This is a genomic window from Cupriavidus sp. SK-3, from assembly GCF_000611145.1.
GTDB lineage: Bacteria > Pseudomonadota > Gammaproteobacteria > Burkholderiales > Burkholderiaceae > Cupriavidus.
In genome coordinates this window covers 1,060-11,635 of record NZ_JFJV02000079.1, presented here as the reverse complement: position 1 = coordinate 11,635, position 10,576 = coordinate 1,060, and the positions used below count along the sequence as shown (strand labels likewise).

Below are 10,576 nucleotides of genomic sequence, written 5' to 3'. Positions count from 1 at the left end.
TGATCGGTCAAAGATGTGTATAACCGCATGGATTAGCGGGGGATGCGGACGTAGTGCTCATTAAAGTCTCCTTGATTGGCGCGCGTGTGACATGCGGCACAGTTGGCGGCGCTCTTCACCGCTGGGCGAAGCCATACCGATGAAGGGATCTCATCGTGCTTTCGGATAAACCAGCCAGTACGGGTAATACGGTCTTCAGGTGGCAATTCGCGAACGGGCTTATAGGTGCCAGCGTTTTCAGTGAGCCAGCCCGCAAGCTGCTTTACTGTTGCCGCGTCAAGCGAGGCATCCGTGCCGTAGTGGTGCGGCAGGCTGTTCAGCAGATGCTGCCAGGAGCCGGATGGCAACATACCCGGTGGGTAGGCCACGTGGCAGGCAGCACATTCCTGCTGGTACCTGGGCAACAGCTGTGTTAGCTGAAGGCGCCGGTCGTCATCTGCCAATGCCCCGTGGCTGACCCACAATGCAGTGCTCAGGCCCACCAGTACTTGGTGGACGAGGCAACAAGGTCGAAGAATTGGCATGCTATCCATCTCTCTCTGTCAGAGGCTTACCAGGTCTCATCAGGCTTCGGGAACTCAAGGCTTTAAAGTCAGCAACCAACTCAATACATCGGCCTTCTCACCGGCCGTACATTCACGCCCTACGACATCATTGCAGTTGCGACGAAACCATTTTTCGACCTTTGCCGCGTCGGTGAATCTCTCAGGGTTGAAAGCCGGTGCAAGCGCGCCTATGGGTTTGCCTGTTACAGCGTGCTTTCCGCTTTGCGTGGGTACCGCACCGTGACATGAAGCACAACTCCATTCTCGCCCGTGGTTGGCCGTAAAGATTTGCTGGCCGCGAGCCGCCACGGCAGGAGCCCCGGCTTTGGCCGTATACCCCGACTGCAGTTCCGTTGGCGTCGCCGCTTGGGCAACCAGTGACGGGGTAGTACTAAGCAACCCCATCGCAACGGCGATAGGCCGAAGAAAGGCTATGTATCTCGGCGTTGGCATCATGACAGCTCCTTGATTGCCATGATGCCGGCGAATTCTTAGGGTTTTCTTAAGCTGGGAATAGCCCTGACTCACGGGCTACTGGTTGATCGTGCAAGCGCACCTCAACTCCGCCACGTCCCAAGCCAATTCGCGCAAACGGGCCGTCCTGACCCAGGGCACAGGACTATCCGCCGGACCTCCAAGCTGCGCGTGGATGCCCGCTGGCGCGAGGAGGAAAAACCGCAGGATTGCCTACACACTGCCGTCCTCGGCGTGGCCTGGCGGTGCAGCCCCACGCTGAGGGATGGCCGGGATACGCCCTTATGCTCTACAGAGCATAAATCTTAAGATATCTGCGAATCCCGGCCATCCCTCGACTCGCGCCAAATCACATTCAGGAGAGCCTGATCAGGCCATCGCGTTGCAGTACGGTGGAGCATCGGCCTACAAGCCGATGTGTACAGGAATCCGTCGCCGCCCGAAGTGATGCTCGAAATGCCCGAAGCGACCTGCCACCGGCGCAAAGCAGTCGGGGCAGGCGCCGGTGGGTGTGAGGCGATAGTTTTCGATGGCATGCCAGTCGCGCACGATCAGCGGAGTTCGGCAGGCGGGGCAGTAAGTGGTTGCGCCTGCTGTATCGTGGACGTTGCCTGTGTACACATAGCGCAGACCCTCCTCGATTGCGAGCTTGCGGGCATGCGTAAGGGTGGAGATTGGCGTCGGCGGCACGTCGCGCATCTTGTAGTCGGGATGGAATCCCGTGAAGTGCAGCGGGATGTCGGTGCCCAGTTCCCTTGCAATCCACTGGGCTTCCGCCCGGATCTCCTCATCGCCGTCGTTCTTGCCCGGGATTATCAACGTCGTGATCTCGAACCAGACGTCGGTTTCGTGCTTCAGGTACTGGAGCGTCTCCAGCACCGGCTGCAAGTGCGCACCGGTGAATGCAACATAGAACGCGTCGGTGAAGCCTTTCAGGTCGACGTTTACCGCGTCCATCCTGGCATAGAAATCGCGCCGGGCCTGCGCGCCCATATACCCGGCGGTCACCGCCACCGCCATGATGCCGAGCTCGTGGCAGGCATCGGCAACGTCCATTGCGTATTCGGCGAAAATCACCGGGTCGTTGTAGGTAAAAGCCACGCTCTTGCAACCATGGGCCGCTGCCGAATTGGCAATGGCATCGGGCATTGCCGCATCGGCGAGAGTTTCCATCTCCCGCGATTTGCTGATGTCCCAGTTCTGGCAAAACTTGCAGGCCAGGTTGCAGCCGGCCGTGCCGAACGACAGGACAGCGCTGCCCGGATAGAAGTGGTTGAGCGGCTTTTTTTCGATCGGGTCGATGCAGAAGCCCGATGAGCGGCCATAGGCGGTCAGCAGCATGCGGCCGCCAAGCCGTTGGCGCACGAAGCAAGCTCCGCGCTGCTCGTCATGCAGGCGGCAGTGGCGCGGGCAAAGGTCGCACTGCATGCGGCCGTCGTCCAGGAAATGCCAGTAGCGACCGGGATACATGCCCGGATAGGGCGCTGGAGATGGCGCATCCTTCATGGTTCCGTCTCCGTACAGGGGCCATGCCCTGCATTCTCATCCCTTACCTGGCCGGGTAGTTGCCATTCTCCCAGGATTGCCCAGCACCTTGTCACCTCGCCGGTATGCAGACTCGGAGAAACAGGCGGCCAGGGTCGTGTCACCGGCTGAATGGAGTTCCGAGTCTCGGATTCAGCATGCCGACAACATCATCCTAGAGCTTATTTTAAGCGAGCGCCGCGTGCGGAGGGGTGTGTCTCGAAACTCCAGCGAAGTCCCTTTGCCTGCTCGGCGTTCCGGAAGACTGCGCCGTGGACTTGAGTGATCAAGGGCCGGGAGCCTGAGTGGCAGAGAACGACCCAAAACAGTTATTTCGGTAGCAATGCTTCAATGACAGCTCCTGAAGCTGGAACGGCCATTTGACGCTGTCAGGGGCGCCAATCCACAGGGAGGTAATACCCTGTCAGCGGGCACCACGCTGCGACCATCACTGGCGCACTGCCACCCGGAATGTCGCAACGGGCCGTGCCGACATCCGGCATGAACAGCGTATCGCGGACGAACACGGCATCCCCGATCTGCTAAGCCATGTCGGCGGGGTATGACCAGGCACGTGGATAGCCCTGCCCTTCAGGTCGCCGATGAAGAGCGCTTCCTCCTCCGCAACGACTGCTTCCCGCGCTCGATGAACGGCAAGCCGCTGCTCAAAGGATGCTCGCTAGTTTCAGTCGGGCGCGGCCAGTGGGGGATTTCTTTGGCACGTTGCCCCATCAGCTCAAAAGCGGCCTACGAGCTCTGCCACGCCTGCCCACGGTTCGCTGGCGAAGGATTTTGCCAGGTGTTCGATGAGGGCCTGCACGCGCGCGGGGCGGTTGCGGCCTGGCGGGGTCAGGATATGCAGCGCTATCGGCTCCACTTGCCAGTCTTCCATCACCGACTCCAGCGTGCCTGACTGCAGCTCCTGCCAAACCAGGAATGCTGGTTGCAGCGCCAAGCCCAGCCCTGCCAGCAGGGCGGGCGTCAGGGCCTCGGCATTGTTGGCCTGCAATTGCACGGCCATCGATTGGGTGAATTCGCCGTGCTGAGGATGCCGGAAGCGCCAGTTGGCGCCGCTGCGCGCATAGCTGTATTGCAGCGCCTTGTGGTGCGCGAGGTCGCGTGGGTGGCACGGCCGGCCATGGCGTTCAAAGTAGGCCGGCGAGCCCACAAGCAGAATCTGCACCTTGCACAGTTGGCGGGCCAGCAGGCTGGAATCTTCCAGGTTGGCGAGGCGCAGGGCCAGATCGAAGCGGTCGGCCACCAGATCCACCTGATTGTCGTTGAACTGCACGTCTAGTTTGACGTCGGGATGGGCCTGCAGAAAGCCGGGCAGGGCCGGAGCCAGGCGTGCAATGCCGAACGACATGGGGGCGGACAGGCGTATCACCCCTCTCAGGGTGGTGGACTGCTCAGCCACCTCGGCCTCCACGGCCTGGCCTTCCCGAAGGATGCGCGCAGCGCGCTCCAGCGCCGCATGGCCGCTCGCGGTTAGCGACATGCGGCGCGAGGTGCGGTGGAACAGCACGGTCTTCATGCGTGTCTCCAGCCTCGAGATGGCTTTGGAGACCGTGGCTTGCGACAGCGAGAACTCGGCCGCGGTGCGGGCGAACGAGCCGGTTTCCGCGACCTTGGCAAAGATAGCCCACGCTTCCAGGTCTGGCAGTTTGTTCATGGCATTGGTCGAATAATGGACGGTGAGACACCCTTAGCAAATATGCCAGCGCCAGGGCACATCTGATCATGTAGAAAACGGAAAGGATGGAATTCTATTGATTATCTTCTCGTCGTGATTCCCTGTATCTAGACTCGCTCCTTCCATTCACGAGATCTTAGGAGCACACCATGATCGAACGCCGTCCTCTGGAAGGCCTGGGTGCTGCCGACCATGGTTGGCTCGACGCCAGGCACCATTTTTCCTTTGCCGAATACAACGATCCGCAGCGCGTGCACTGGGGGGCGCTGCGGGTGTGGAACGACGACACCATTGCTCCGGGTTCGGGCTTTCCGTCCCATCCGCACGCCGACATGGAAATCATCACCTATGTGCGTGAAGGCGCCATCACCCACCGCGATAACCTGGGCAACCAGGGACGCACGGTGGCCGGCGATGTGCAGGTGATGAGCGCGGGCACGGGTATCCGCCACTCCGAATACAACCTGGAGCCGGGAGTTGCCCGCATCTTTCAGATCTGGATCCTTCCCAACCAACGGGGCGAGTGGCCTTCCTGGGGCGCCAAGCCCTTTCCCAAGGACGACCGCGCGGGCCGGTTCGTGACGCTGGCCAGCGGCATCGGCAGCGACGAAGAAGCCTTGCCGATCCGTGCCGACGCCCGGGTGCTGGGGGCCACGGTGAAGGCCGGTGAAACCGTGGAATACCGCTTTGCGGATACCGGCCGCTACGGCTACCTGGTGCTGGCCAAGGGCAAAGCCGAAGTCAACGGCGTACCACTGAGCCCCCGGGACGGTGCCGCCATCCACGGCGAGCAGGCCATTGCCGTCACCGCCAGCGAAGACACCGAACTGGTGCTGGTGGATGCCGCCGACCTGGCCTGAGCGGCTGGTAGCACGCTTTCCACACTACACGACATCGGAGGCGGGGGCCTTTGTGCGGCAGCCCCTGTCATCTGGTCTGGCGCGGGGCGCTCGGTCCCGTGTCGGGTGCATGCCGCCGCCTTTTCGCTTTTACCCCCTCCCATCACCATGAAGGAAGAGACAATGTCCAACAAGTACCTTGAGGTTCTGACGCCGCACAACAGCCAGATCATCTTCATCGATCAGCAGCCGCAGATGGCCTTCGGTGTGCAGTCCATCGACCGTCAGGTCCTGAAGAACAACGTCGTCGGCCTGGCCAAGGCGGCCAAAGTATTCGACATCCCGGCCACCATCACGACGGTGGAAACAGAGGGCTTCTCGGGTCATACCTATCCGGAACTGCTGGCCGTGTTCCCTAAGCACAAGCTCCTCGAGCGTTCCTCGATGAACTCCTGGGACGACCAGAACGTGCGCGATTCGCTCGCCGCGCATGCCGCTCAGGGCCGCAAGAAGATCGTGGTATCGGGCCTGTGGACCGAGGTGTGCAATCTCGGGTTCGCCCTGTCGGCCATGCACGACACCGACTACGAGATCTACATGGTGGCCGATGCCTCGGGCGGCACCTCGCTCGATGCGCACAACTACGCCATGGACCGCATGGTGCAGGCTGGCGTCGTGCCCGTGACCTGGCAGCAGGTGCTGCTGGAGTGGCAACGCGACTGGGCGCGCAAGAACACCTACGACGCGGTGATGGACATCGTGCGCGAGCACTCCGGCGCCTACGGCATGGGCGTGGACTATGCCTACACCATGGTGCACAAGGCAGCCGAGCGCGTGCAGCATGGCGAACGCATCGGGCCCAATCCGGCCAAGTAAGGCGAGTTCGCCCCGTGGCGTGCGCTTTCTGCATGCCGCGGGATTCCTCTATTTCCCGATTTCCGAGGCGGACCATGAAACTCTATGCCATGTCACTCGGCGCCGGCCTGCTGGTCGGCGTCATCTATAGCCTGCTGAGCGTGCGCTCTCCGGCGCCGCCGCTGGTGGCGCTGGTGGGCCTGTTGGGAATTCTGCTGGGCGAGCAGATCATCCCGGTGGGCAAGCAATTGCTGCACGGCGCGGCCTTCAGCACAGCCTGCGAGCAAACAAGGGCTACCGCACATGTGCTGGGCCAATTGCCTGGGAACAACGAAAAACCTCCTGTGAACAGGCAGGAATCCGCGTAAATCGGTTTTCCAACGATATCTAGAACCATCAGAGACCCAGGCAGACCGCCCATATGTTCCCCAGGCAGCCTTGCAGGCTGCTTCTGCGCTGGCGTTTCGGGCGCGCGGTAGCATAGGGCGTTTCCCGACACCAACGGAGCCTCCAACATGTCCGACTCCCGTCCCGACCTCATTTTCCACAACGCCCGGATCACCACGCTGGACCGCAGCCGGCCAGTCGCCACGGCGGTAGCCATCCAGGCCGGCCGGTTCGTGGCCGTAGGCTCCGACGAGGAGGTGCTGGCGCAGTCCGGCGCCAACACCCGGGTGATCGACCTGAAGCGCCGGAGCGTGCTGCCCGGCCTATTCGACAACCACACCCACGTGGTGCGCGGCGGCCTCAACTACAACATGGAGCTGCGCTGGGACGGTGTGCGTTCGCTGGCCGACGCGCTGGACATGCTCAAACGCCAGGTGGCCGTCACCCCTGCGCCGCAGTGGGTGCGCGTGGTGGGCGGCTTCACCGAGCACCAGTTCGTCGAAAAGCGCCTGCCCACGCTGGAAGAGATCAACGCCATCGCGCCTGACACACCCGTATTCCTGCTGCATCTGTACGACCGCGCACTGCTCAATGGTGCTGCCTTGCGCGCCGTGGGCTATACCAGGAACACGCCCGCACCGCCCGGCGGCGAGATCGTGCGCGACACCGCTGGCAATCCCACCGGCTTGCTGATCGCCAAGCCCAACGCCACAATTCTCTACGCCACTTTGGCCAAGGGGCCTAAACTGCCGCTGGAGTACCAGGTCAATTCCACGCGTCACTTCATGCGCGAACTCAATCGCCTGGGTGTGACCGGCGTGATCGATGCGGGCGGCGGCTTCCAGAATTACCCGGAAGACTACGAGGTGATCCGGAAACTGGCCGACGCGGGCCAGATCACCGTGCGCCTGGCCTATAACCTGTTCACGCAAAAGCCCAAAGAAGAGAAAGAGGATTTCCTCAAGTGGACGTCCTCGGTCAAGTACAAGCAGGGCGACGACTATTTCCGCCACAACGGCGCCGGCGAAATGCTGGTGTATTCCGCGGCCGACTTCGAGGATTTCCGCCAGCCCCGCCCCGACATGCCGCCCGAGATGGAAGGCGATCTGGAGGAGGTCGTACGCATCCTGGTGCAGAACCAGTGGCCCTGGCGCCTGCATGCCACTTACGACGAAACCATCTCGCGCGCGCTCGACGTGTTCGAGAAGGTGCACCGTGACACGCCAATTGATGGTCTGAATTGGTTTTTCGACCACGCCGAGACCATATCCGACAAATCCATTGACCGCATCGCCGCGCTGGGCGGCGGCATCGCGGTGCAGCACCGCATGGCCTACCAAGGCGAATACTTCGTCGAACGCTATGGCGCGCGCGCGGCCGAGGCCACTCCGCCCATCAAGCGCATGCTCGACAAGGGCGTCAAGGTCTCCGCGGGCAGCGATGCCACACGCGTCGCCTCGTACAACCCCTGGGTGTCACTATCGTGGATGGTCACTGGCAAGACCGTGGGCGGCATGAAGTTGTACCCGCAGCGCAATCTGCTCGACCGCGAGACTGCGCTGCGCATGTGGACTGAGAACGTAGCCTGGTTCTCCAACGAGGAAGGCCGGCGCGGGCGTATTCAGGTCGGTCAGTTGGCGGACTTCATGGTGCCTAGCAAGGACTACTTCGGCATTCCCGAGGACGAGATCGCCTTCCTTACTTCGCATCTAACGGTGGTGGGTGGGCGCGTGGTGTACGGAGAGGGCGAGTTCGCGCCGCTAGACGACAACCCGCTGCCGCCGGCTATGCCGGACTGGTCGCCTACGCGCACCTTCAAGGGTTATGCGGCCTGGGGCGAGCCAGAGGGCGCGGGCAAGAACTCGCTGCAGCCCGTGAACTCCCGCAACATGGCCGCCTGCGGCTGCGGTACTAGCTGCGGCTTGCACGGCCATAGCCACGCCAATGCCTGGGCATCAAGCGCTCCGGCGTCCGACCTGCAAGGCTTTTTCGGCGCGCTGGGCTGCTCGTGCTGGATGGTTTGAGGCAGGAGCGCCGCGATGACAAAAACATGCCTGGCTATCGAAGATCGTCTAGCATCGACTGCACGGCCCATCTTCGGCAGCCGTGCGCTGCGCTGGTTCGCCTATCTCGGTTTGTGCGCGGCCTATCTGCAGGGCGGACTTGTCAAGCTCGTCGACTTTCAGGGCGCCATTGGCGAGATGAGCCATTTCGGCCTGTCTCCGGCGCCCGTGTTCGCGGCGCTGGTGATTGCACTGGAGCTGGGCGCTTCCGCGCTGATCCTGACCGGGCGGCTGCGTTGGTTGGGCGCACTGGCGCTGGCGGGCTTCACGGTGCTGGCCACGTTCTTGGCGTTGCGCTTCTGGGAGCTGCCCGCAGGCCAGGAGCGCTTCATGGCGGCCAACTCCTTTTTCGAGCACCTGGGCTTGGTCGGCGGCTTTCTGCTTGTGGCCTGGCTGGATCTGCAGCAGAATCGGGCCGCGAACTGAAAGCCGTGACCCGCCGGCTGGTACCTGGAGGAGACATGCGTTCATGACTGCCATCAATCCATCGCCGCTGGCCGACGTCCGGGCCCCTGGCCTCTGGGCGCTGTGCCGCGCCCCCGTCCTGCTCACCGTCGTGGGTGGCGCCATTGATACCATCGGCTTTATTGCTTTGCTGGGCTTTTTCACGGCCCATGTGACCGGCAACCTGGTGCTCGCCGGTGCGGCATTCGTGACGGGTGGAGCAGGCTTGTGGATCAAGCTGGGAGCCATTCCCCTGTTCATTGTCACGGTCATGTTCGCCAAAATGTGGATAGACGGCTGCAGCCAGTCCCACAAGACCCTCGGCTGGCTGTTCGTGGCGGAGGCCATGTTCCTGTCGGGCTTCATGCTGGCAGGCCTTTACTTCGAACCGTTCCGCGACCCCGGAGCTGGCATGCTAGCGCTGACCGGCGGCCTGGGCCTGATGGCCTTGGCAATCCGCAACACGGCGAGCAAGACGCTGATCAAGCACATCAGCCCCAGCACCATGATGACGGGCAATACCACCCAGTTCGGCATCGACCTGTCCAACTACCTGCGCCTGTCCAGCCACGAGCATGGCCTGGCCCTGCTGAAAAGCGGCAGCATTGTGGCTGGCTTCGTGCTGGGTGCGCTTCTGGGGGCGATGCTCTACATGCGCATCGGGTTCTGGAGTGTGCTGCCTTTTGTGCTGGCGGTTCTGTACTTAGCCGGCCTTTCCTTTCGCAAGCAGTTCATCTGACGGAGGGCATGGCCATGAACAAGGGCCGGCTCGAATCCTTTAGCGATGGCGACGGCCCGAGCAATGCAGCAATGATCAAGGCGCTGCATGACGCCAAGTGGCACCTATGGCACGGCTGCCCCTATCAAGCGTTGCGCCGACTGGAAAGCCTGGGCTGGGATATGGATGCCGAGGCTAGTCCCGAGGAGGCCAAGCTCCTCGGCAAGCTCGAGGAATTTATCGGCTACCTGGGATCAATATTGGCTGGCCAGCGCTTGGCGTTGCGGACGGAACTAGATCTTGCCTTCGAGGGACTTCCGCTCGCGCCAGATCTCCTGGACAAAGGGGTCGGTGACACCGTAGATACCATGTCCCTTACGCATGATCAGGTTGGTCGCTAGCAGTTCATTGATGACTGGCTGAACCTCTTCCACCTTGACCTCACGTCCGACGGCTTTGGAGTAGCTTGCCGCCGCCTCTCCCGAGAACAGGCCTCAGGCGTCGCCGTCAGTCGAGGCGATCCGATCAAAGACGGCTGTCGGGACACCGCCGAGCTGCTCCAGCTTCATGATCTCAATGTCCGCGGCGGCCGACCGTAGCATGTTGGCAATCACCGGCAAGTGCTCGTCTGGGTTGGCCCCAGCCGGTAGGTGAAAGTGTAGTTGCCTCAGAGCCTTGATCATTTCTTCAGGGCGGTTGCCGAGCGTCTGAAATGCCTTCACAGCGACGTCGAATGACGGCAGTGACGAGAATCCCTCCGCAGCTAGGCGATCAAGCAGGTACGCCACGTAATCCTGGTCCAGGACCGGATACGCAACTGACGTGGCGCCAGCGAAGGCCTGATTGCGTCGGGCCGTCAACTCGCTGACCAAGGCTCGATGCGATCCCGTCCCGACGAACAGGAAGTAGCCGGGCGTATCCGGGCGGAGGTTGATGGCTTCGCGCGCCGCTTTCAGGGCAAACAACAGCGCGAGCCCGGCATCCCCTGCCTGCTTGACTCGTTGCACTACCCGCCCCCACGCTACGCCGCCTCT

11 protein-coding genes and 1 pseudogene are annotated in these 10,576 nt (G+C 62.2%); 7 read left to right on the top strand and 5 right to left on the bottom strand.

The features are described from left to right. Window positions 1-32 precede the first annotated feature (32 nt). The 5 genes and pseudogenes from CF70_RS34630 to CF70_RS08545 all read right to left on the bottom strand — a co-directional run bounded on the left by CF70_RS34630 (window position 33) and on the right by CF70_RS08545 (window position 4,215). On the bottom strand, window positions 33-524 hold the full coding sequence (locus CF70_RS34630; RefSeq protein WP_152561739.1) for a diheme cytochrome c: 492 nt from the start codon (window positions 522-524) through the stop codon (window positions 33-35). Between the two features lie 54 nt (window positions 525-578). Further along, window positions 579-950 carry a DUF1924 domain-containing protein gene (locus CF70_RS34625; RefSeq protein ID WP_235184950.1) on the bottom strand — a complete coding sequence of 124 codons (372 nt, stop codon included), beginning with the start codon at window positions 948-950 and terminating at the stop codon, window positions 579-581. A gap of 474 nt (window positions 951-1,424) precedes the next feature. Then, window positions 1,425-2,489 carry an AmmeMemoRadiSam system radical SAM enzyme gene (amrS, locus tag CF70_RS08550; protein ID WP_152561740.1) on the bottom strand — a complete coding sequence of 355 codons (1,065 nt, stop codon included), beginning with the start codon at window positions 2,487-2,489 and terminating at the stop codon, window positions 1,425-1,427. A 509-nt stretch (window positions 2,490-2,998) separates the two neighbouring features. After that, window positions 2,999-3,153: pseudogene (locus CF70_RS37550) on the bottom strand (MBL fold metallo-hydrolase); the annotation flags it as partial. A 126-nt stretch (window positions 3,154-3,279) separates the two neighbouring features. Further along, window positions 3,280-4,215, bottom strand: a complete 936-nt coding sequence (locus CF70_RS08545) for a LysR family transcriptional regulator (protein WP_035863045.1) — start codon at window positions 4,213-4,215, stop codon at window positions 3,280-3,282. Between the two features lie 170 nt (window positions 4,216-4,385). Between CF70_RS08545 and CF70_RS08540 the strand changes: the two genes are divergently transcribed. From CF70_RS08540 to CF70_RS35780, 7 genes are all read left to right on the top strand, one after another. Further along, a complete protein-coding gene (locus CF70_RS08540; RefSeq protein ID WP_035863042.1) occupies window positions 4,386-5,096 on the top strand; it encodes a pirin family protein in 711 nt (236 codons plus the stop codon). 162 nt (window positions 5,097-5,258) lie between these two features. Next, window positions 5,259-5,951 (top strand): hydrolase, encoded by a 693-nt coding sequence (locus tag CF70_RS08535; RefSeq protein WP_035863039.1) that lies wholly within the window; start codon window positions 5,259-5,261, stop codon window positions 5,949-5,951. A gap of 74 nt (window positions 5,952-6,025) precedes the next feature. Continuing rightward, window positions 6,026-6,298, top strand: coding sequence for a XapX domain-containing protein (locus CF70_RS08530; RefSeq protein ID WP_035863037.1), 273 nt, complete (start codon window positions 6,026-6,028; stop codon window positions 6,296-6,298). A 147-nt stretch (window positions 6,299-6,445) separates the two neighbouring features. After that, window positions 6,446-8,341, top strand: a complete 1,896-nt coding sequence (locus tag CF70_RS08525) for an amidohydrolase (RefSeq protein WP_035863036.1) — start codon at window positions 6,446-6,448, stop codon at window positions 8,339-8,341. Window positions 8,342-8,356: 15 nt separating this feature from the next. Continuing rightward, the gene (locus tag CF70_RS08520) at window positions 8,357-8,806 is read left to right on the top strand and encodes a DoxX family protein (RefSeq protein WP_035863034.1); all 450 of its coding nucleotides are present in this window, start codon (window positions 8,357-8,359) and stop codon (window positions 8,804-8,806) included. Between the two features lie 43 nt (window positions 8,807-8,849). Then, window positions 8,850-9,563 (top strand): YoaK family protein, encoded by a 714-nt coding sequence (locus tag CF70_RS08515; RefSeq protein WP_051648159.1) that lies wholly within the window; start codon window positions 8,850-8,852, stop codon window positions 9,561-9,563. A 14-nt stretch (window positions 9,564-9,577) separates the two neighbouring features. Then, on the top strand, window positions 9,578-9,943 hold the full coding sequence (locus CF70_RS35780) for a hypothetical protein (protein WP_152561738.1): 366 nt from the start codon (window positions 9,578-9,580) through the stop codon (window positions 9,941-9,943). Window positions 9,944-10,576 lie beyond the last annotated feature (633 nt).

What these genes read in the sequence shown, in the direction of transcription:
- CF70_RS34630 (WP_152561739.1), bottom strand. Translation starts at nt 524, where the DNA reads ATGCCAATTCTTCGACCTTGTTGCCTCGTCCACCAAGTACTGGTGGGC.
- CF70_RS34625 (WP_235184950.1), bottom strand. Translation starts at nt 950, where the DNA reads ATGGGGTTGCTTAGTACTACCCCGTCACTGGTTGCCCAAGCGGCGACG.
- amrS (WP_152561740.1), bottom strand. Translation starts at nt 2,489, where the DNA reads ATGTATCCCGGTCGCTACTGGCATTTCCTGGACGACGGCCGCATGCAG.
- CF70_RS08545 (WP_035863045.1), bottom strand. Translation starts at nt 4,215, where the DNA reads ATGAACAAACTGCCAGACCTGGAAGCGTGGGCTATCTTTGCCAAGGTC.
- CF70_RS08540 (WP_035863042.1), top strand. Translation starts at nt 4,386, where the DNA reads ATGATCGAACGCCGTCCTCTGGAAGGCCTGGGTGCTGCCGACCATGGT.
- CF70_RS08535 (WP_035863039.1), top strand. Translation starts at nt 5,259, where the DNA reads ATGTCCAACAAGTACCTTGAGGTTCTGACGCCGCACAACAGCCAGATC.
- CF70_RS08530 (WP_035863037.1), top strand. Translation starts at nt 6,026, where the DNA reads ATGAAACTCTATGCCATGTCACTCGGCGCCGGCCTGCTGGTCGGCGTC.
- CF70_RS08525 (WP_035863036.1), top strand. Translation starts at nt 6,446, where the DNA reads ATGTCCGACTCCCGTCCCGACCTCATTTTCCACAACGCCCGGATCACC.
- CF70_RS08520 (WP_035863034.1), top strand. Translation starts at nt 8,357, where the DNA reads ATGACAAAAACATGCCTGGCTATCGAAGATCGTCTAGCATCGACTGCA.
- CF70_RS08515 (WP_051648159.1), top strand. Translation starts at nt 8,850, where the DNA reads ATGACTGCCATCAATCCATCGCCGCTGGCCGACGTCCGGGCCCCTGGC.
- CF70_RS35780 (WP_152561738.1), top strand. Translation starts at nt 9,578, where the DNA reads ATGAACAAGGGCCGGCTCGAATCCTTTAGCGATGGCGACGGCCCGAGC.